The sequence below is a fragment of the Bacillus cereus group sp. RP43 genome, assembly GCF_040459645.1.
In the GTDB taxonomy this organism is placed as follows: Bacteria; Bacillota; Bacilli; order Bacillales; family Bacillaceae_G; genus Bacillus_A; species Bacillus_A mycoides_C.
The window spans coordinates 113,155-134,423 of record NZ_JARVHQ010000002.1 but is presented as its reverse complement, the minus strand read 5'-3'; the positions used below and the strand labels follow the sequence as shown (position 1 = coordinate 134,423).

The following is a 21,269-nucleotide window of genomic DNA, read 5'->3' as shown; positions in this document are numbered from 1 at the left end:
ATTAGGCTATATCCGCAGTCCTTGCGGTTAGAAGCCTTATCGCTTCATTCTTTAGATTGATACTTGCGTTAATATCCCTATCATGGTGTGTACGACAAGAAGGGTTCCGTCTAACCGTAGCGTTTAAAATACGTCCGTTTACTTCACGACTTTTGGCAAATCGAACAAGACCTAGTTTTGGCAATTTAATTTTGTTTCCTACAACTGCAATGTTTTCATTTGTTTGTTTTGTGGTGTAAGATTGTACAATATTCTTCTTAGATTTGAAACGTGGGGCACTGTTTTGTTTTTTGAAAAAACGTGTATAAGCATCCGCAAGGTTGCGAACAGACGACTGAATAGCAATACTATCCACTTCTTTTAGCCAAAAAAATTCTTTCTTCATGGCAGGAAGTTTGGCAGAGCATGTACCATATGTCAAACCTTTTCCTGTTTCTTGGTACGCGTTATCCCATAGAGATAGGAAATGATTGAATACAAAACGAGAACAACCAATCGTTTTATTGATTAGAGTTGCTTGTGCTTTATTTGGATAGATACGAAATTTATATGCTTTATTGATAATCATAAGTTTCACCTCCATTTCGATATATGTCTATTATACACCGAACGTACATTCGATAGATAGTGAAGTGATCATGACAATTTTTCAAGCAACACTTTACTACCTGTCGAAAAATTAAGATGGCTTTCTGCCACCCCTTGTCCGAAGCCAATTCATCTCCCACCTACTCACCCTTCACGTTCCTTGAGGAAGGAGTCTTCTTGGCTAAAATGATAAATTCATCAATTAATATTTATGTAAAAAATACAAAATACCCATTTCTTACTCTAAGTTAGTTAAATCTTGGTCACTTGATACGGAATTTTCTGATTTTTAATCAGATATTAAGTTAGAGTGAACGAAAGGTACACTCTCTTAGGCAGAATATATACGCTAAATTGTATTAAAAGCAATGATAAATCCATCATTTGAGATTGAGAGTTAGTTAGCGTTCGTCATCGCAATTCCGAGTGTATTCGTTTTGCTTCAAAATAAAGAACCTGAATAAATCTTTTCGTATCGATACGAGCAGGTAGTGTTGGCTCATTATTCAACTCTGTCATCTTTCTCCTTACTGCAGTAAAATCAAAAAACCTAGACGCATAATTTTCGAACTTCGGGTTTAAAAAGTCAGTAAGTCCAAGGGATGCTAAATGGTTTAATGATTGATAAATCGCCCTTCGGATCCGTTGTTTGGAGGCTTCAATCGATCTTTTTAATTCGACATCTTCGGTTGATTCTCCAAGTCTTTTTTGCGCTAAATTCATAAAAATTTCCTTTAGAGAGGGAACACCTTGTTCAAACGTTTTATCTTGTTCATATTTATATAAATAATCCAGCATGTCCATTAAATCTTTACTTCCGCTTTCACTGGCTATCCCTAATTCGGATAGAAGAAAATGAATGGAATTTCGAAAATGGTTGGAAGTTCTTATATATTTTTCATTACCATGTTTTTCCTGTTCACTTTGATCACTATCCAATTTAAGTACCATGTTGAGCGATTCTTGAATGTTTTTTATCGATTTTTCCAATCGGATTCGTTCGATGACTTTCTGAACAACTGTTAATACTTCAATCCGATTAATCGGTTTAATAATATAATATTCCACACCAAGTGAATACGCTTCAGCAATCAATTCTTTTGATTCTACTTGAGAAACCATGATGATTTTCCCTTTAAAGGATGGTTTTATTTGACGAATTGTTTTTATTCCATCTTGAATCGGCATTAACAAATCGATAAATAAAATGTCTATGTTTTTGAGAATGAGTATTTGTTGATCTAACAACGAGCCATCCTCAGCTTCTCCTACAACCTCTCCAAGATCCTCATCCTCGATAATTTGAGCCAACATTGAGCGAACCGCTTTCTCATCGTCTACTATATAAAAATACATAGAATCACCCTTTCGCAATTATATGATCAATCCCTAATCTGATTATAAAAATTGATCCTTTTCCTTCGGTTCTGTCCTCAAACGTAACAACACCCTCAAATTGTTCGACCATTTCTTTTACATACGATAGTCCGATACCTGTCGAAGGGTTACCTGCATCATCATATTTAGAAGTAAACCCAGGTTCGAAAATTGCCTCTTTATACTTCGAAGAGATACCGGGACCATTATCTCCTATTCGAAATTCAACGGAATGAAGGTTTTTATTTATGTCAATCGTAATGGTTCCCCTATCTTTGATAGCTTCTACAGCGTTTGCAACGACATTGTTTATAATTGATAAAATTGTGTAAATATGATATTGAGGATGCACACCATCAATCTTATACACAAATTGAATATCTTTCTTTAGTAACCGGGCATATTTCTCGTTTGCTCGTACAATGATGTTTACCAGTTTATATACGGACATATAATCTGTAAAACTTTCATCAGAAATCAGCTTTGAAAGTCCAGAAAAAATTCGTTGGTTATCTTTTTTAACGTCATGGACTTCACCAGCAATTCTCAATGCCTGCTGCCGTAAATCCTCAACCTGAAAGTTTAACTGCTTGTACTCTAAAGAGTCTAAACTCTTATATAAATCATAAGATTTTTTTGTTATATTTTCAGCATTTTGTAACGTTTTTTTTAAATGAACAGCATCTTCATATAAATTGGAGATAAGCATAAGCATGTGTTCATTTTGTTTTTTTATGTGTCTCTCCCTTGACTGTGCTTCATATAGTTTCATCATATTGAAAAAGCTTAGTACTATAAAACTGTGGGAAAATGCGATAACGATTATTTCATTTATTGCCACTGGTGTAATAGTAGTTTTTAAAACAAAATATTGAATCATTAATTCCACACAATCCGATAATATTTCAATAATGAAGCCAATAAACCCAATCATCAATGGTTGATGATGATATCGTTTGATTTTCGCTAAATAAAAGAGACAAGAATAAGTAAAATAAAAGAAAAAACTAGGATAGTGGATATGGAAAGCAGCTGTCCAATCCATATTTTCCTGTTTGACGACTTCTATCAGAATACGAAATATTACAACCACTATTGCAGTTAAAAGACCCGGTAAAAATGCTGGCATTCGCCGAAATAATAACAAAAAAAAGAAAAATGTTGGTGCACCAAAGCTCATTCGAAACGTCTCATTTAAGGGAAAAGACTTTATTTCACCTACTAAGGGTACTGTAAATACCATCAAAACGAGAATATAGATGTCTTTTTTTACTAAATTACTAAGATTCAAAATAATCACTTCCCACTTTCGCCTAAAAGTCAGTATACAAATCTATTAACACTAATACAATACTTGCTTTATTTTTTTCACAAGATATAAACGAAAGCATAGAATATTGCGATTATTCTCGATATTACTCTACTTTAAACAGGAAAATGCTATGCAATACAAAAATGTTCAGACACATTATTTGGTCTGAACATTTTTGTATTCGCTCTGACACTAAAACATCCATGATACTATTTAGAATATACTTAAATCCCATTCTTGTGCAATACGTTCCAATAACATAGATCCTGCTAAACTATTACCGCATTCATCAATAGCTGGTCCAAAAATACCAATACCACACCCACCTTGAAACATAAGTTCTCCCCCGGACCTTGATGGAACGAGTGTCATAATCCCTCCGGACACCCCACTTTTAGCTGGCAATCCAATGAAAGCAGCAAATTTGCCAGAAGCATTGTACATACCACATGTAAGCATTAGGGCTTTGGTTAATCTAGCAACCTCCTTTGGGAGAACTTGTTCTTTACGAATAGGATGATATCCATCATGGGCAAGTATGAGTCCTATTAGGGCTATATCCTCTGTATTCATTTCTATAGAACATTGTTTCAAGTAAACCTCCAGTGCTTCCTCCACATTAGACTCTAAAAAACCATTTTCCTTTAAATAGTATGCTAAAGCTCTATTTCGATGTGCGGTTTGCCATTCAGACTGAAATACTTTTTCATTAATGGCGGGGCGTTTATTAATCATTTTTCCGATTAATGCGTAAATAGATTCTAATTTTTCTTGTGCCGACGTTCCAGGTAGAAGGGAAGCTACTGTAATTGCTCCAGCATTAATCATAGGGTTAAAAGGTTTTCCTGGTTTATGCATTTCTAAACGAATAATCGAATTAAAGGCATCTCCAGTTGGCTCAACATCAACTCGCTCTAATACATAAGAAATACCCCTGTTTAAACAAGCGGCTATAAAACCGAGTACTTTTGATATACTTTGTAGAGTAAAAAGCACCTCCGAATCCCCTGATTTTATCATTGTTCCATTCGGTTCTATTATACAAATCCCTAATTGAAATAAATTTATCTTTTCCAAAGCGGGGATATACCTGGCGCTTTGCCCTTTTGCAGCATAAGATCTATACTGAGTTACCCATTGATCTAGATCTAAGCAAGTTTTTTCTTCACTCTTAACCTGAAAGCTATACTCCTTTATCATTTAACCATATTCCTCCATCCCATTAATTTAATACAGTATGAATTTTTCTTAATGGATAATAGACAATAAAGTGAAAAAATATCGTCAAGGCTATTCTCTTTTCCTATAGATTAATAGACAATGTTCTACAGATATAACATATTCAAGTTTTTGATTTTCATCCCATAGCCTAATTAGTTATAAGCTATATAAAGTTCTTTGATAATTTGATATATGAGGTTGCAGGAAGAAAATAGAGTGCTAAAACCAAGCCATTCGGTTCCTGCGTAAAATATCAACCGTACCAAAAGAGCGTCTAAGCATTGGGCATCTAGGGATGGAACACCCCGAAGTAACGCTCAGGGAGACGAAAGGTTGCTTTCATTGTGGAACCGAGAAGCTCTCACTTCAAGCGTTGCTAAGTGGCGAGTAGTTCACGGAAATATGCCATTACTTTTGCTATTGTTCAGCCCTCACTTTGTAACCTCTAAATATAGTTGATATATATTAAAATATTTTATTATCCTGCAACAATTAGTTGAGAAAGAACCTGTTCCAAAGTTCTTAAGTTACGAAACTATTTTTTAATGTAATCAATTATTTTTGCACTAGAACCAAGAAAGATATTCAGACATATTACAGTCCGAATATCTATTTTGTTACATACTTTTCTTTTTTGAAGTTGAAGTATCCTGATACTGCTCCCAACATTCAATATTCTCAAGTCCTTTAATGCTTCCTTTATAAAAAGTAGGATCTTTACCAGCTTTTTTCTGTTTCATATAATCCTGTAGCGCAGCAAAAGCTATTTTTGATAGTAAGGTAATAGCAATTAAATTAATAATAACCATAAAGCCCATGAATAAATCTGCTAAATCCCATACAAGCTGGATTTTTGCAACTGAACCGAATACAATCATAGCTAACACACCAATTCGGTATACCATTAACCATATTTTACTTGTGTGTAAGAATCGAATATTTGTTTCTCCATAATAATAGTTACCAATTAATGCACCGAATCCAAATAGGAAAACAAAGATAGCTAGACAACCCGATGCCCAAGAACCGATGTGTTCACTTAATGCTGCTTGTGTAAGTGCAATTCCATTTAACCCCGGTTGTTTGTATGCATCAGAGAGTAAAATAATAAATGCGGTACTAGTACAAATAATCAGTGTATCCGTTAATACACCAAATGCTTGGATAAGTCCTTGTTTCACCGGATGACTTGTTGTTGCCGTTGCAGCAACGTTTGGCGCACTTCCCATACCTGCCTCATTTGAGAATAAACCACGTTTAACTCCATGCATGAGTGCTGCGCCAATGGAACCGCCTGCTATTTGATTAAAACCAAATGCGTTTTGGACAATAAGTGAAATAACCTCCGGCATTTTTGTTATATTGGTAACTACAACAAATAATGCAACTCCAATGTATAACACCGCTAGAAACATCACCTTGTACTCAGCCATTTTTGCAATACGCTGTACACCGCCAAAGATAATTGCGGCGAAAGCAATTGCCATGATAATTCCAAGAGTTAAACGATCTGTCCCAAATGCGTTCTCAAAAGCAATTGTAACGGTATTTGATTGTACAGAATTGAATATAAGACCGAAAGTAATCGTGATTAAAATAGAGAATAATACTCCCATCCAACGTTTGTTCAATCCTTTTTCCATATAATAGGATGGACCGCCGCGGAAACCAGCTTTATCTTTTACTTTATATATTTGTGCTAATGTGCTTTCAACAAAGCTGGATGCTGAGCTAATAATAGAAATAATCCACATCCAGAATACCGCTCCAGGACCACCTAGTGCAATCGCGATCGCAATTCCTGTGATATTTCCTGTTCCAACGCGAGCTGCCATACCAATACAAAACGCTTGAAAAGGTGAAATTTGGTCTTTAGAACTATCCTTCCCTTCCATTAACACACGGACCATTTCCTTTAGCATTCGAAACTGTACAAATTTCGATTTAAATGTGAAATAAATTCCGCAAACAACAAGCATAATAATTAACAATTTAGACCATAAAAAATCATTCATTGATCCGACTAAATCCATTAAAAGTTTTTCCATATTATCACCTCATATCATAAATTCATATAACATAATCTATATAAAATCACCTATATTTTCTGATATTAATAACTTCATTTCATATACACATGCAACAAAGACAAAAATTTTCTATAATAATGCTATTTCCTCGTTTACACGAATATCCACAACATGTAACCGTACAATTGATATTTTGAAGGACCTGACGCTTCTACATATGGATGCTCTAATTCCTCCTGCAAACAAATAGTCTTTATCCAGCAATGTGGTTGCACCATCATGCTTGTTTCGTTTGCCGGAATTTTAAATTGAAATTATATTAATCCTTTTTGTCTCTTTTTATTATTTGCACAGGTATATAAATTGAATTATCAAAAAACGAAAACGATTATATACTCTCTCACATTTGTTCTATAATATAGTTTCTTTAGTTCATAATTAATGCTTCTTAGAAAAGCACTGGACTGCTCTCGTACTCCCTTCTAAATTAACACATAAGATTAGTAGATTTCTTTCTCTTCACTTGTCTACAAATTTTTGCTAATCTTCTTAAGAACATGAATATATTCCCTTTCTCACTACTAATATATATAAATAGCCTGTAAGTAAAATAATATAGGCTAGGTAAAAAATTCAAAAACCATCCTTTAAAGCGCTTTCAAGCCTAAACTAATAGAAACGTATCTTTAATTTATAATCAAAAGTACAGAATCTGACCAAAAAGTACAGGTTTTCACAAAAAAAATTTTAAAATATTTTAAAATTTTTTTTGGCGCACAAACTTTAAGGTTCTGGTGCAAATACTTAGGAAAGATATAAAGAGGCGAAAAGTTTCCTAGTGGAATCTAGTCTTAAGCAACAATTCCAAATAGTTGATGGATGAACTTCACTTGATTTTGGACAGACTTGTCCAGTAAAAAAAAGTTACCTTTTTTTACCATATACATAGCTTCTATTCCAGAAATAATGGATGTAGCTGTGCGAAAGGATTTCAATCCTAACATCGAACGAACTCGCTTTTTAATAAATCGATGATCTTGTTCCACTATATTATTGAGATATTTCACTTTCCTTAGTTGGATGCCTAATGGCATCTTTTTTTCTTTTCTCAATTCTTCAACTGCTATAGGATAAGCTGGATTCTTATCGACTGTCACGACACGAGGATCAGAAATATGAAAAGACTGCAAAGCTTTCTTGAAGAATCGCTTTGCAGCCTTGTGGTTTCTTGCTTTGCTTAGGTAAAAATTGATGGTATTTTCTTTCGAATCGACAGCATGATACAGGTACATCCATTGACTTTTTACTTTGATATATGCTTCATCGACTCTCCAAGAGTCATTGGTTTGCTTGAGATGACGACGGATTCTTTTGTCTAATTCAGGACCATACTGATGAACCCAACGCATAATCGTTGTATGAGCAACGGATAAGCCCCGTTCCTCCATCATTTCCACCAAATCACGAAAGCTCAAGTTGTACCGTAGATACCATCTTACTGTTTGCAAAATAATATCATGATGATAATGCTTCCATTTGAACAAATTTTCCTTTTTCATACTGATCACACACCTTTTCTAGAGTAGTAATATCAGTATGTTCAAGTTTTATAGATTTTTTGCACCAGAACCCTTCTTATTTAATAAGTATTAATTTAGAAAACCCATAAACAAAAAAAAGAGCGCTGTAAAGAAACGCACTCATTCAAAGGACTTTACCAATCTCGACGATTATCGCGATCGCAGTCACGATCATGATTACGTCTGCGACGACATTCATCACAATCGCAGTCACGGTCACGTCTACAACGACGGTCATCACAATCTCTATGTCTGCGTCTGCAAAACATTAAATCATCCCAAAATCTATTACAATCTCTGCAATGTCTGAAATTACAATTACATCCCATAAATATGATTACCTCCTCTCAACTCTAGGATTCATCATATTCTATGCTAAAAAACAAAAACAGCTTGTTTACTAGTCTATGTTTTGCATTTTAGAATAATAATACTCGTAGTTACTCTTCAAATTGCAAGTCTATTTCACCAATTATCATCCCTTAACAACAAACAAGACGCCACCCAGATCACGGCAGCGCCTACGATAATTGCTATTGGTTTAATCATTAACAAATATATCTGGCCCCTTCTTCAACGCGTACGAGAAACCCGAAATAAATACAACACTAAATATAATAATAGAAGACCACATATTAAAATGATATTCTTTACCTGCAACTAAATTATATATGTTATGGACCAAGAAATTAACACCTATAATAATTCCGCCTAACATTGAACTAATTAAAATGCTCATTAAATAAAACTTGAACTTCTGGAACATTTCCCTTCTACCCCTTTTCTAAAATAAATTTTATTTAGGTTATACCAGAAAATTGTACCATTTATTTTCCATATATTATCAAAACTATGTTTTAATTAAGGTTATTTTAAGGAAGGCATTATCTATTCAAATGTCCATTTTGTTCAATAAAAAAGAGCATCCACGTCAGTAGATGCTAAAATGTGTGATAAGGAGTTTCTAATGAGTATTGAAATAGGATACAAGCGAGTGAACTTGTCCTACACTTTAACATATGCTTGTCCCTATCATAATGTGCAATAAAAAAAGCACCCTCACCCAGGCGCCAAAAGATATATATACTTTGAGGTAACTAACACGTTAGAAAAGACCCTTCCATATCATTATATGATGATTATCGATTATCTTTATACCTAGAACGTTCTTTAAATACGTTTAATGTGTAATTTCTATATAACAAAGAAAAAAGCACCCGTTATGGATGCTTTTTTTTTATTTAATCTTTCTTCTCTTTTACCACCAAAGAGAATACATTATCCAAATTAATCATACGATCTCCAAATCTGAAGAATCTAGCTTCTCTAGCTTGTATAGAATTTTCTATAGCAATAACTGTTACTGTCTTTTTATACTCAATTTCAAATTCGTGTTGTTTACCATCGATTGCTTCTATGCTTATTATAAATTTTTTCATTTTCTTATTCTCCACCTCTCTCAATCTATCTATTTGACAGAATAGAAAAATATCCTACAAAACAAAAAGCCATCACCGAAAGGTGACAGCTCCTGAAGGGGAAGGTTCAGCTGTATTGGCTCAAACAAAGAGCGGAAGCTCTTTGCTCTCGTTTTGGTCATTAATAAGAATCGTGAGTAATTACTAATGAACAAGATTACGTATACATTTTTAGAATTTTAGAACGCAAGTGTCACTCAATCATGAGCAACCACCCCCATTCCATTTTCAAGAGACGACTTAACAGAGAAATAGACTTATATTTACTATCAACCCAGAGGACGCATTCCGAGCTGAATAGTAAATATAAATAATTTCGGGAAGCTCTTATTCCCTCTAGCCTCCGCGTCACCGAGTAACGTTATTATTTAGTCCCACAAAAAGTTCGCGTTTTTTAGATGATCCCAAGCGCTGTAGCACTCAATTTAACCGCACTTTGCTTCTTCTCATAGAAGTATGTTTTCTTGAGTAGTAGATCATGATAAACATCGGAGTCTTTTACTCTCTCATTTGTCAGGAACTTACGCTCAACGATTTTACGTTCATCCTCATCTAATAAGTTATTAAGTGCCTTTTCAACCTGCTGCACCTTCCATTTACTCATATTCCTTGAATCGCGTAACTCAGGAAACAAACTGATCCCTTCTTGCCCCACGTCATTGCTGAATCGCATCTTAAGTGCTCTGTACTCCTTTAATACGCTTACTACTTCCTTTTGTACTTTCTGATCATCGATATCCGGTAATAAAGTTAGTTGTCTCCCCATGAAGAAATCCCCTATTTCTGCATTTTGATTTTTATATTCACATTAAGTACGCGAAATTTTATTATCTCATTTTTGAATAAGGGAACCATCCACTCTGCATGGTGCCCTTATCCATTAAGCCTTTAATAATTTACGTTTCTTGTTATTCATTTTTTCTTTCGCTACTTCAATGTTGTCCGCTATCCTTCTATGGTCCTGATCTATCTGAATCATGCCCTCTATTACTGGAATTAATTCAGTCTCATCGATGTATTGTAAGTAATCCACTGGCGCTCGTTCTGTCTGAGCTACTAAGTGCCCATAAATATCAAAGTTTGCTCTTGGTATCGACTTCTTTGCCTTTTGGCTGTTGCGACATCCTTACGTAAGATTGAATAACTGCCAGTGGTATCACGAATACTGACTTGTCCTTACTCAACTCAATAAGGAAGAAACAAATCGCTCCCATCTTCTCTGCTTTCTCCGGGTAATCCAATTGGTGTTGCGCAATATTCTTCAGATCAAATCGTGTAGGATTCTCTGTAAATTTCGCTTCAAATGCTATAGCTCGTCCCTTATACACGCCATCATAGTCTACTGTACTTTTAGCTTCATAGAATCCATTTAATACACGGCCACCTTTACTTTTTAACACCTTCACGGGAGTAGGATGCTTGTTTATAAGCGCTACTCCTCCTCTTTGATACATTTCATTCACTAGATTAATAAGCTTTTCAAAAGCCATTCTACGGTTTCCTTGTCCCATTGTTATTCCTCGCTTTCTATTCAAAGGATTATTTTATTAAGTTTCTACAAAATGGTAATTAATATATAATTAAACTATTCAAATCTTAGGTGGTGATACACATGACTGATACAATTCGAATTGTTCTATTCACTCTTGTAGGAATCAGTGCCGTATTCTCTGTAATTAAAGAATTTCAAAAACCAGAAAAAAGAAAATTTTGGATTACATTTGAAACTTTAATTCTAATCGGAGCAGCTTGGATGTTAATAGGGCTTCTCATGTAACCTACATATTTAGTAAATCCACTGAATAAAACTCAATATTCCGTCAATACTGTAGACAACCCATTAAGTTACTTTCTCCTTGTTCCCCCTTGGAGAACCGAGCAGTTAGCTTTTGCTAACTGCTCTTTTACAAATACTAATTAATTAACACAAGCATATTTCAGAAAAGCTTCGTATAATACGGTGTATTCCTTTCTTTGAGAAAACGAAACTCGCCACGAGAGCACTTTTATGAAGTGCTCTTTTTGTTTTTCAAATACATAAAAAATGAAATTTTTATATTAATCTTCCTCATCCAACAGAATTAATCGGAGGCATCTTTTGCTATCCCCACGTATTTTTGAATAGCTTGGTGTCTTCATCCATCTAAGAAAAGATAATGCCTTATTTGTTTTCTTGCTGATTTCTAAAATCGTCCCTTCCGCAATGAAGTTATCACCTTGGTAAAAGGCGAATATCTGCTTGTCCCACCGGATCATATCACCACCTCGCTTTCTACTAAAATAACTATTTTGTTCGACTTTCTATTAAGCTATTTTTTAAATAAACCTTACAAATTTGTAATGCTGGTGTCACCTAAATGAATAGTCGCTTGGTTAATATTGGTTTAATATGTAAATTGTTAACTTGATTAAACAAAACATCATTGGTAGGTGATACTTTATGAGAAGATCCTTAATACGTTATGGCATTGTGAGTATAGCTTTTATTACTTTCCCCATCCTCTTTATACACTTGGTTTCATCCCAATTCGTTCCAAAAGAATATAGTGAAGAATGGCCGGAAGTAAGTACAACTGCTGAATTAGTAACTATTGGTTACTTTAAAAAAAATATGAACCTTGATATTGTAGTTGACGAAATTAATCCATCAAAAGAATATAGAACACATGAAATTCATCTATACGGACATGCCGCAGATAATAAAAAGCAAAAAGTTTCTGCTGTTGTAAATTTTAGTGAAAACTATTCAATTAGAGACACATCTGAAATTAAGATCAAAGAGCGTTTAACTAGAGGTTGGATACTCTTTTAGTTAAAATAACGCTTTTATTAAAATTCCATTATCTATTTCCTCGCTTGTCCATTTCACTTCGCTCTAATCCTGCATTTACTATTAGCAATACGAGTTTTTTAGAGGTGAATTATATTGGACGAGTTTTTATCTTCCGCTGCACTTAATCCGGGTTCGATTGGACCTACCCTCCCAGGTTCTGGTGCAAAAACTTCAAAATATCTAAAAAAAGTCTTTCAGACTTGGACATACTGATACTATTAGGAATCTATTTACCTCTTTCAAATAAATACAATCTTTGCACCAGAACCGGTTGGAGTGATGTCAATTACCATATATGTATCACCAATTTGTTTTTTATCTACTCTTAAAGCACCACTACTAATTGAATTTTGTGGATTTATTTAATTCGTTATTTTACCTTTATATTCTCCTTCATCTATTTTCTTTTGTATATCTTTTGGTAACATATCATAAATACCAGGAGCGCTATAAGTAACAACAGGCACATCACTTATTACTCCTGCATAATATCAAAATCAAAAGATTAAAAGTAAAAAAACTCATGTTCAATTACAGTAATCCGTCATTATCGGTAAAAAAGCTAACCCTTTATTTAAAAGAGTTAGCTTTTTCTAATCTTCAATTTTTAATTTATTTACCAAATAAACGATTTCTTCTGTTCTGAAGCTGCACCTTTTCTCTTAAAGTTAAGTAGTTCTTCAGCTTGGATAGCAACTGATTCATCTAATTTACTTGGTTTGGCATTAAATACATTAATCCACACTATGGCTTTACTAGATTCCACCTAAATAACCTCCTTGAAATTAAAAATCGCCTTTCCTACATGGAATACCATAGATATCTGGAAAGTTGATACTGAAATCTAGGGTGTTCATAAATACTCCGTCTGTACTTCTAGATCCGTTTTACTTTCATTTTAAGGAGGGTATTTCAAGCTCTTGACTTGATAGTGATGCGTATTCCTATGAAAGCTAATATACAAATAACATCAATAAACTGGTAACAATCCCGACCCAAATACAGAGAATGAAACAATAACCCATGATATCTTTAATTTTCAATCCCAGCACTCCTAAAAGAGGTAGTGCCCAGAACGGCTGAATCAAATTTGTCCATGCGTCCCCCCAGCCTACCGCCATTGCGATAGTAGCCGGATCTACACCTAACTTCAATCCTGCCGGGACCTGCAGTGGCCCTTGTAAAGCCCATTGCCCCCCACCAGATGGCGCCAATAAGTTCACCAATCCCGCTGACCAATATGTAAATATATCAAATGTATCCTTTGACGCAATGGATGCCATCCATTCAATGATTGAGCTTCCCAATCCTGAACTGCCTAAAACAGCGATAATCCCCGCATAAAACGGAAACTGTAGGATAATTGGAGAAATGGATTGCGCAGATTCTTTGAATCCTTGTGCAAAGTTTCCAAGAGAACCATGCAGGAGCAAGCCAAGTGATAAAAAAAACAAATTAATAATATTTAAATCTAAACTATGACCGTTCATGAATTCATACACACAATACAACGTGCCGATTGCACCTAATACTATTCCTAGAACCGGTGTCCATTCCAGTTTTTCCGCAGCAGTTAAATCCTTTTGAGGAGGTTTTGCAAAAGAATTTGTATCTGTTTCGAGTGCTTTATACCTAATAATCCCGCTTTTTGGAGCCATAAGTACAATAATAATTGGCATCGTGATGAATAGAGTGAAAAAAATAATTAGAGTAGAGTAACTAAAGATTGTTTGTGAGGTAGGAATAATTCCAATCATATCTACAAGAAAATGATCCTTTGTGGCAATTGTCAAGCCAATAGAACTGGAGAGACCCGCGCTATATAAGGCAGTCGGAGCATAAGCAGCTGCGACAAGTAATGGAAAATGTGCATTCGGATTCTTTTTCGCTACTTCCTTCGCAATGATCGCTCCCACAACTACCGCGAGTCCCCAATTGATATAGTATGCAATTGCACTAATCAAAAATGTCATCGTATAAGCCTTTTGAGGTGTATCGGCTAGCTTAGCAACTGACTGCAAGCCTCTATTAACAAATGGGACGGAAGCTAACGTCATCCCTGTAACCATTAGCAATACCATTTGCATTGTAAAAGTTAAATAAGTCCAAAACCCATCCCCCCAGGATTTTACGATTTTGTACGGATTTGAGGGATTCATCAGCAAAGCTATAATGAAAGTAAATAAAGTGAGCAGCACAGCTATTACAAAAGCATCCGGGACATATTTCTGAGACCATCTCGAAAATACATTTGCACACCGTGTAAGCAATGATTCTTTCTTTCCTGGATCTGTATTTGTCTCCAATAAGGAATGTTTCATAAATATTCTCCTTTCTAAATTTTAATAAGATAAATATGAATAACATTCCACAAAAGAAAATAAAATCCTTTTACACTTTCAAATTCTTCCCCCCACTCGAATTACGGAAACTTTTTATCTCTAGCTGCTATTGGTTCTGGTGCAAATACTTAGGAAAGATATAAAGAGGCGAAAAGTTTCCTAGTGGAATCTAGTCTTAAGCAACAATTCCAAATAGTTGATGGATGAACTTCACTTGATTTTGGACAGACTTGTCCAGTAAAATAAGTTACCTTTTTTTACTATATGCATAGCTTTTATTCCAGAAATAATGGATGTAGCTGTGCGAAAGGATTTCAATCCTAACATCGAACGAACTCGCTTTTTAATAAATCGATGATCTTGTTCCACTATGTTATTGAGATATTTCACTTGCCTTAGTTGGATGCCTAATGGCATCTTTTTTTCTTTTCTCAATCCTTCACCTGCTATAGGATAAGCTGGATTCTTATCGACTGTCACGACACGAGGATCAGAAATATGAAAAGACTGCAAAGCTTTCTTGAAGAATCGCTTTGCAGCCTTGTGATTTCTTGCTTTGCTTAGGTAAAAATCGATGGTATTTCCTTTCGAATCGACAGCACGATACAGGTACATCCATTGACTTTTTACTTTGATATATGTTTCATCGACTCTCCAAGAGTCATTGGTTTGCTTGAGATGACGACGGATTCTTTTGTCTAATTCAGGACCATACTGATGAACCCAACGCATAATCGTTGTATGAGCAACGGATAAGCCCCGTTCCTCCATCATTTCCATTCACAATTAAAATATAGGAATGATTTCTTTAGCAATACACAGCGTACTTTGACTTAAGAAAATACAAATACTCTATTCCGGCATTAGTGATTTTTGTACCTGCCCGTCCTCTGCCTTTTACGACGAATCCTTCACTTTCTAAAATATCCAGGCGACGACGGATTTGCTGCGGGGATAAAACAAAGTCTGATTCTTTGCTTTTACTTGAAAGCAGATCTCTGCTTGCCGCTTTTCCTTTTTCGTTGCATTGCTTGATTACTTCCAAGATAAAAATATGCTCCTTCATTTCCAGTATACTTCCACATATGGAATATTCGGATGTCATGCTCCCCCCCTCTTGTCCCAGCATTGACGGAAGATCTCCTTTCGTCACGATATTTCCCTCACAAATCGTTAGCATATAATCAATTGTGCTTTTTAGTTCTCGTATATTTCCAGGCCATTCATATTGCATGAAATACTCCAGTACATCTTGTTCTATCTTTACCCATTTTCCGCTTTTTGTGATGAAATGCTTAATCAAAATTGGTATATCCGCCCTTCTCTCAATGAGTGGTGGAATACAGAGATTAAGTACATTCAGTCGGTAAAATAAATCGGCTTTGAATGAACCGGCACGTATCTTTCCTTGAAGATCTTTATTTGTTGCGGTAATCACTCGAACATTAACAGGTATAATTCTTACACCGCCGATTCTTCGGATTTCTCCCTCCTGCAGAACGCGCAGCAGATGTGATTGAACTGTAAGGCTTATGTCGCCGATTTCATCCAAAAAGATAGTTCCATTATCGGCTAATTCAAACAGACCTTTCTTGCCCCCCTTTTGTGCTCCTGTAAATGTCCCTTCTTCGTAACCGAACAATTCACTTTCAAGTAGGTTCTCTGTTAATGCGCTACAGTTTACAGCCAGAAACGGTCCTTTTTTTCGCAATGAATGCTCATGAATAGCATGGGCAAACAGTTCTTTTCCTGTTCCTGTATCACCCTGAATTAAAATCGGATGTTCTGATAAGGCAAGTTTCTTGGCGATTCGCTTACGCTCTTTCATTACAATATGTTCGCCGATAATATCCTGAAATCCGTATTTTGTATGAAATCCTTTATTACGCATTTCTCTTTGCGCTGTTTTTTTAATTTCAAAGGCTTGATGTACACTCTTAAAAGTTGCGACAATTGTATTTTCTTGCACCATTTGCAATCGAAAAATTACGACATCCACGCCATCTATATTGAAGAACTTGCTTTCATCCTTTCCATTCATGATGAAATCGGTAATATCCCGACGACTCATCACATGTTCTATATACTCATTAACCACATCTTGTGCCACAATATGAAACAATGCCGTAAGACGTTCATTGATTACCGTAATCCGTCCTTCTTGGTTAACGACCAATATTCCATCATCGACAGTTCCCAACACATTTTGGATATGCTCGCTCATCTGCTTAGCATCCCGCTCTGCATGTAATAGCTTACGTTGTAATTCAATGATATTGCTAATATACCTTTCTGAAACCTTCGAGGATATATCCTTGTTCAAACCGCAACATTCTACAACCTCCAGGATTGTTGTCATATCAAAAAGACGTACGCCTATATCGATTACTTCTTTTATGTAAGAAGGGCACAGATGTGTTTCTCCTGGCGAAACGGCAATTCGAACATCATCATAAAACAATACCCCCTTCCGAAAAGGGATAAATTGAATATGATCGATACCAAGTTGATATAAGGATTCAATAAGATTTATAGTTGCATCATCATTATCATTCACCACCAGAACTGATGAATCTTCAGGTATTCTTAAAAGTTTATCAATATATTCATGATGAACTGTTCTCTTTCCCACAATTATTTCCTCAGCATTCACACTATACATATCATTTGTTTGATCATAAACAGAAGCTGATGAATACAAGATAATTGTATCTTCAAGGGACTGCGGTATTCCCTCATCCGCAGCATAGCTTTTAATATGAACATAGTCCCCAAGCAATTGTTCCAGTTGCTCCTGTAAGGCTTGCTTTGTTTTTGAGCTTCCAGCTATGAGTGTAAGTGAAAATTTTGACATTAAAACACCTGCCTACGTTTAAATTGGTTCTATTATATCGCCAAAAAAGAACAATAAAAACCAAAAACTCGAATCTTATCATAAAAATCCCCTTAAAAATCAATCTATTAATACTGGCACAGATATTGCATATATAAATCGATGAAGTGTCCAAGGTTATGAAAAGGAGGTAAACAGCAGAATACGAGAAAAAGAACATAGTCTATTAGCGGTATTTTTGTAAGTATTCTATTTCAATCCATTTATTTAAAATACAAAGGAGGAACACATATGAGCCAACTACAAGAACAGGCTGTTTCGCTTAGAAAAAAAGAGAAAAAAATTAATGTTTTTGTATTGTTATTCGGCATTCTCGTAATAGCGACTCTATTAACTTATTTTTTGCCGACCGGAGAATATGCACGGATTGAAGTGAATGACCGAACAACTGTAGACCCAAATTCTTTTAAATTGATAGAATCAGCTCCGGTCGGATTTTTCGATATGATAAAAGCTGTTCATACAGGAATGGTAGAAGCCGGCAATATTATATTTTTCTTATTGATTATCGGAGGATTTTTTGGCGTCTTAAGAGCAACAGGTACGGTTGATATGCTTATCGCTACAATGGCTAGGAAGTTGGCGACGCGTGAAAAACTATTGATTCCTGTCGTGACGCTGTTTTTCGCTGTAGGTGGCTCTTTAATGGGAATGGCGGAAGAAACACTGGCTTATCTTCCTCTTATCATTCCGCTGGCGTTGGCTCTGGGATTTGATGCAATTACAGGAACTGCTATCGTCATAGTAGGAGCATTGTCAGGCTTTACAACTGCCATCATGAATCCTTTCACAGTAGGACTTGCCCAAGGAATCGCAGAATTACCGATGTTCTCAGGCATAGTGTTTCGCCTTATTTTATTTGTTATCGTCTACCTTGTTTCAGTTCTTTATATCTATCGTTACGCAATGAAGGTAAAGAAAAACCCTTCTATAGGAATCTACGGAAAGTATACAAAAGAAGACGCGAAAAAGTTACTGCAATCAAGTGGGAAGTTAACAACAAGACATAAGTTCATCTTAGGAGCTTTTGTAATTAATTATATCGTTTTGGCGTTTGGTGTAATCAAATTCCAATGGTATATTACAGAAATTACATCTTTATTCCTTTTATTGACAATAATAATTGGACTCATCGGCAAACTATCTGCAGATCAGATTGTTAACTCCTTTATAAACGGATCTGCATCCTTGCTCGGCGGTGCTTTGATTATTGGTGTATCGCGCGCCATTCTTGTTGTATTGAATGAGGGACATATCGTTGACCCTATGCTGCATCAATTATCTGTATCAATCAAGCATATTCCGGACTATTTAAGCGTTGTTGGCATGTACAATTTCCAAGCTCTTATTCATTTTGTTCTAGCATCTGGCACCGGTCATGCGATGCTGACAATGCCGATTATGGTGCCACTTGCAGACTTATTGGGTATTACACGCCAAACTGCAGTGTTATCTTTCTCTTTTGCTGATGGAATCGGAAATATGATTTTTCCGACCGCTACGACCTTAATGGCAGGCTTGGCGATTGCAGGAATTTCTTGGACAAAGTGGGCAAAGTGGATTCTGCCACTTGTGTTCATTCACTATCTCATCGGATTAGTAGCTGTTATCATAGCTCACTTCATAGGATATGGTCCATTCTGATATGAAACGAAAAGTATTGACAGGAGGAAAAAAGAATTGATTACCTTAATAAAAAATGGAGAAGTATACGGACCCAACTACCTAGGACGGAAAGACATATTAATTGCAGATGATAAAATCGCATTCATAGATGATAGAATCGCAATTCCTAACAACTTTGCTCCTATTCTAGTCATTGATGCGGCAAATCTTTTGGTTGTTCCAGGATTTATCGATTCACACGTTCATATTATTGGTGGAGGCGGAGAAGGCGGATTCAAAACCCGCACACCTGAGCTGATGCTCACTGATATTACAACTGCAGGTATTACAACACTAGTCGGTTTACTCGGTACTGACGGGACAACACGTAAAATGGAAAGTCTGCTTGCCAAGGCGCGGGCACTTGAAGAAGAGGGAGTTTCTTGTTTCATTCACACAGGCTCCTATCAAGTGCCAGTAAAAACGCTGACGGGAAAAATCGAAGATGATATTATTTTAATTGACAAAATTATCGGTGTTGGAGAGATTGCTATCTCCGACCATAGATCATCAGAACCTACATTTGAGGAGATAGTTAAAGTCGCCACTGCCGCACGCAATGGCGGCATTCTGTCAGGAAAAGCTGGCCTATTAGAAGTTCATGTAGGGGACGGAGAGGGAAAACTTTCATTGTTGCATGAAATTGCAGATAAAACCAACATTCCGATTCGGCACTTCCATCCAACACATATAAACCGAAACGAAGAATTATTCAGAGCGGGTATTGATTACGCAAAACGAGGCGGTTACGTAGACTTTACCACAAGTACTACTCCTCAATTTTTGGAGAACGGAGAAGTGAAATGCAGTGAGGCATTACGTATAATGCTTGAAGATGGGGTCCCAGTCGGACACATCACCTTCTCCTCAGATGGACAGGCCAGCCTCCCTTTCTTTGACAATAATGGAGAGTATGCAGGCCTTCAAGTCGGAAAAGTATCTTCGCTATTTCACGAAGTACGAGAATCTGTTTTAGTGGAAGGTATTCCGTTAGAAACGGCACTGGAAGTCATTACCATGAATCCCGCACAATTGCTGAAGCTTTCAAGTAAGGGCTGTATCCAAACCGGGAAGGATGCTGACATCGTATTGTTGGAAAAAGAAACGTTGGATATTCACAGCGTCATTGCAAAAGGCAAGTTTATGGTAGAAAATAAAGTTCCGATAGCGAAGGGAACATTTGAATAGAAAAGACAAGAAACTTCTAGTAATTGTTGCAATTCATAATACACCGAAAAGGCGGAGTCTGTTTGATGTCTTCGCCTTTGTTTATCTCTTGAGAAACTTTGCAACAGAACCCTATAATCCATCTCTACCCAATGTTCTCCTAGACCATCTCTATGATATAAAAACTCAGGTGCTCCTTTTACAAATGGTTTACTAACTCGTAAAGACTTTGAAAGCCTAGGCCCTTTTCTTTCTATTCGTTTTTGTTGTATGTTCCTTGCCTTCCTATCATTTCAGGCTGAATGTCACGTTTAGTTAAAAAGAAATATTGTTTTTTACTATTATGAGACTCTACATAGATTCTAAAAAAGGAACTTATAGAAAACTACAAGTTCCTTTTTATTACTTCTATTAACCACTTTAAACTCTAATATAAGAACTTACATTCAAAGATAAAGGAAGATCTTTTCACATTAATTATATAGATTTGGTATAAAATCCTATCTATTTATAATTTGTATACAGTGGCTCACTACATCACTATCAAGCTGATATTTTAGAGTATCTCCAAAATGAAAGTTTTATCCCTTCATAGTTGTCTATGAAAATTCAGTTCACTTTTTCATTTCGGGGAACAATTAATTTCTTAAGTTGATGAGCATGGGATTCGAGCAAAATACATGTAATTTTGTATTATAGGTTATATCTAATCCTCAATAATTATGTTTGTTGTAACAAAAGGTTCAAATTTAATATTGTTACAACAAAAGGGACAGAAACCAT

The 21,269-nt window shown here is 35.7% G+C and carries 17 protein-coding genes and 6 pseudogenes; 5 read left to right on the top strand and 18 right to left on the bottom strand.

What is annotated here, in order from left to right; all coding sequences use genetic code 11:
• Positions 1-91: 91 nt before the first annotated feature.
• The 11 genes and pseudogenes from QCI75_RS27400 to QCI75_RS27350 all read right to left on the bottom strand — a co-directional run.
• Positions 92-568: pseudogene (locus QCI75_RS27400) on the bottom strand (RNA-guided endonuclease TnpB family protein); the annotation flags it as partial.
• 431 nt (positions 569-999) lie between these two features.
• Positions 1,000-1,944 (bottom strand): response regulator, encoded by a 945-nt coding sequence (locus tag QCI75_RS27395; protein ID WP_353761684.1) that lies wholly within the window; start codon positions 1,942-1,944, stop codon positions 1,000-1,002.
• 4 nt (positions 1,945-1,948) lie between these two features.
• Positions 1,949-3,265, bottom strand: coding sequence for an ATP-binding protein (locus QCI75_RS27390; protein ID WP_353761683.1), 1,317 nt, complete (start codon positions 3,263-3,265; stop codon positions 1,949-1,951).
• A gap of 225 nt (positions 3,266-3,490) precedes the next feature.
• On the bottom strand, positions 3,491-4,477 hold the full coding sequence (locus QCI75_RS27385; protein ID WP_353761682.1) for a glutaminase: 987 nt from the start codon (positions 4,475-4,477) through the stop codon (positions 3,491-3,493).
• Positions 4,478-5,115: 638 nt separating this feature from the next.
• Complete coding sequence (locus QCI75_RS27380; RefSeq protein ID WP_353761681.1) at positions 5,116-6,546, bottom strand: alanine/glycine:cation symporter family protein; 1,431 nt, start codon at positions 6,544-6,546, stop codon at positions 5,116-5,118.
• An 833-nt stretch (positions 6,547-7,379) separates the two neighbouring features.
• A complete protein-coding gene (locus QCI75_RS27375) occupies positions 7,380-8,087 on the bottom strand; it encodes an IS6 family transposase (protein ID WP_353761679.1) in 708 nt (235 codons plus the stop codon).
• A 155-nt stretch (positions 8,088-8,242) separates the two neighbouring features.
• Complete coding sequence (locus QCI75_RS27370; RefSeq protein ID WP_080017270.1) at positions 8,243-8,437, bottom strand: hypothetical protein; 195 nt, start codon at positions 8,435-8,437, stop codon at positions 8,243-8,245.
• Between the two features lie 212 nt (positions 8,438-8,649).
• Entirely contained in the window at positions 8,650-8,874 is a 225-nt protein-coding gene (locus QCI75_RS27365) for a hypothetical protein (RefSeq protein WP_353761677.1), read from the bottom strand.
• 475 nt (positions 8,875-9,349) lie between these two features.
• The gene (locus tag QCI75_RS27360; RefSeq protein ID WP_353761675.1) at positions 9,350-9,547 is read right to left on the bottom strand and encodes a hypothetical protein; all 198 of its coding nucleotides are present in this window, start codon (positions 9,545-9,547) and stop codon (positions 9,350-9,352) included.
• Positions 9,548-9,980: 433 nt separating this feature from the next.
• Positions 9,981-10,352, bottom strand: coding sequence for an ArpU family phage packaging/lysis transcriptional regulator (locus QCI75_RS27355; RefSeq protein WP_353761673.1), 372 nt, complete (start codon positions 10,350-10,352; stop codon positions 9,981-9,983).
• Between the two features lie 114 nt (positions 10,353-10,466).
• A pseudogene (locus tag QCI75_RS27350) lies at positions 10,467-11,097 on the bottom strand (Holliday junction resolvase RecU).
• A gap of 101 nt (positions 11,098-11,198) precedes the next feature.
• On the opposite strand from QCI75_RS27350, the gene QCI75_RS27345 reads away from it, so the two are divergent.
• The 3 genes from QCI75_RS27345 (at position 11,199) to QCI75_RS27335 (ending at position 12,632) form a co-directional block, all read left to right on the top strand.
• The gene (locus QCI75_RS27345; protein ID WP_000132662.1) at positions 11,199-11,363 is read left to right on the top strand and encodes a hypothetical protein; all 165 of its coding nucleotides are present in this window, start codon (positions 11,199-11,201) and stop codon (positions 11,361-11,363) included.
• A 663-nt stretch (positions 11,364-12,026) separates the two neighbouring features.
• On the top strand, positions 12,027-12,398 hold the full coding sequence (locus QCI75_RS27340) for a phosphoglycolate phosphatase (protein WP_353761671.1): 372 nt from the start codon (positions 12,027-12,029) through the stop codon (positions 12,396-12,398).
• 114 nt (positions 12,399-12,512) lie between these two features.
• Positions 12,513-12,632 (top strand): exosporium leader peptide-containing protein, encoded by a 120-nt coding sequence (locus QCI75_RS27335; protein WP_353761670.1) that lies wholly within the window; start codon positions 12,513-12,515, stop codon positions 12,630-12,632.
• A gap of 74 nt (positions 12,633-12,706) precedes the next feature.
• Here the strand turns inward: QCI75_RS27335 and QCI75_RS30620 are convergent.
• The 5 genes and pseudogenes from QCI75_RS30620 to QCI75_RS27315 form a co-directional block, all read right to left on the bottom strand.
• Positions 12,707-12,895, bottom strand: a pseudogene (locus tag QCI75_RS30620) (lipase family protein); the annotation flags it as partial.
• A gap of 140 nt (positions 12,896-13,035) precedes the next feature.
• The gene (locus tag QCI75_RS27330; protein ID WP_353761669.1) at positions 13,036-13,185 is read right to left on the bottom strand and encodes a hypothetical protein; all 150 of its coding nucleotides are present in this window, start codon (positions 13,183-13,185) and stop codon (positions 13,036-13,038) included.
• Positions 13,186-13,372: 187 nt separating this feature from the next.
• The gene (locus tag QCI75_RS27325) at positions 13,373-14,740 is read right to left on the bottom strand and encodes a short-chain fatty acid transporter (RefSeq protein ID WP_353761668.1); all 1,368 of its coding nucleotides are present in this window, start codon (positions 14,738-14,740) and stop codon (positions 13,373-13,375) included.
• A 196-nt stretch (positions 14,741-14,936) separates the two neighbouring features.
• Positions 14,937-15,541 (bottom strand): annotated as a pseudogene (locus QCI75_RS27320) (IS6 family transposase); the annotation flags it as partial.
• A gap of 28 nt (positions 15,542-15,569) precedes the next feature.
• The gene (locus QCI75_RS27315) at positions 15,570-17,615 is read right to left on the bottom strand and encodes a sigma-54 interaction domain-containing protein (RefSeq protein WP_353761667.1); all 2,046 of its coding nucleotides are present in this window, start codon (positions 17,613-17,615) and stop codon (positions 15,570-15,572) included.
• Positions 17,616-17,885: 270 nt separating this feature from the next.
• On the opposite strand from QCI75_RS27315, the gene QCI75_RS27310 reads away from it, so the two are divergent.
• Positions 17,886-19,298, top strand: coding sequence for a YfcC family protein (locus QCI75_RS27310; RefSeq protein ID WP_353761666.1), 1,413 nt, complete (start codon positions 17,886-17,888; stop codon positions 19,296-19,298).
• A 36-nt stretch (positions 19,299-19,334) separates the two neighbouring features.
• Positions 19,335-20,507, top strand: coding sequence for a beta-aspartyl-peptidase (gene iadA / locus QCI75_RS27305; RefSeq protein WP_353761665.1), 1,173 nt, complete (start codon positions 19,335-19,337; stop codon positions 20,505-20,507).
• A gap of 8 nt (positions 20,508-20,515) precedes the next feature.
• Here iadA and QCI75_RS30615 read toward each other — a convergent pair.
• Positions 20,516-20,590: pseudogene (locus tag QCI75_RS30615) on the bottom strand (IS6 family transposase); the annotation flags it as partial.
• Positions 20,591-20,617: 27 nt separating this feature from the next.
• Positions 20,618-20,793, bottom strand: a pseudogene (locus QCI75_RS27300) (2-isopropylmalate synthase); the annotation flags it as partial.
• Positions 20,794-21,269: the final 476 nt, after the last annotated feature.

Coding starts and splice junctions, on each gene's coding strand:
- QCI75_RS27365 (WP_353761677.1), bottom strand. CDS start 8,874: ATGTTCCAGAAGTTCAAGTTTTATTTAATGAGCATTTTAATTAGTTCA.
- QCI75_RS27325 (WP_353761668.1), bottom strand. CDS start 14,740: ATGAAACATTCCTTATTGGAGACAAATACAGATCCAGGAAAGAAAGAA.
- QCI75_RS27345 (WP_000132662.1), top strand. CDS start 11,199: ATGACTGATACAATTCGAATTGTTCTATTCACTCTTGTAGGAATCAGT.
- QCI75_RS27370 (WP_080017270.1), bottom strand. CDS start 8,437: ATGGGATGTAATTGTAATTTCAGACATTGCAGAGATTGTAATAGATTT.
- QCI75_RS27340 (WP_353761671.1), top strand. CDS start 12,027: ATGAGAAGATCCTTAATACGTTATGGCATTGTGAGTATAGCTTTTATT.
- QCI75_RS27310 (WP_353761666.1), top strand. CDS start 17,886: ATGAGCCAACTACAAGAACAGGCTGTTTCGCTTAGAAAAAAAGAGAAA.
- QCI75_RS27355 (WP_353761673.1), bottom strand. CDS start 10,352: ATGGGGAGACAACTAACTTTATTACCGGATATCGATGATCAGAAAGTA.
- QCI75_RS27315 (WP_353761667.1), bottom strand. CDS start 17,615: ATGTCAAAATTTTCACTTACACTCATAGCTGGAAGCTCAAAAACAAAG.
- QCI75_RS27385 (WP_353761682.1), bottom strand. CDS start 4,477: ATGATAAAGGAGTATAGCTTTCAGGTTAAGAGTGAAGAAAAAACTTGC.
- QCI75_RS27395 (WP_353761684.1), bottom strand. CDS start 1,944: ATGTATTTTTATATAGTAGACGATGAGAAAGCGGTTCGCTCAATGTTG.
- QCI75_RS27375 (WP_353761679.1), bottom strand. CDS start 8,087: ATGAAAAAGGAAAATTTGTTCAAATGGAAGCATTATCATCATGATATT.
- QCI75_RS27380 (WP_353761681.1), bottom strand. CDS start 6,546: ATGGAAAAACTTTTAATGGATTTAGTCGGATCAATGAATGATTTTTTA.
- QCI75_RS27360 (WP_353761675.1), bottom strand. CDS start 9,547: ATGAAAAAATTTATAATAAGCATAGAAGCAATCGATGGTAAACAACAC.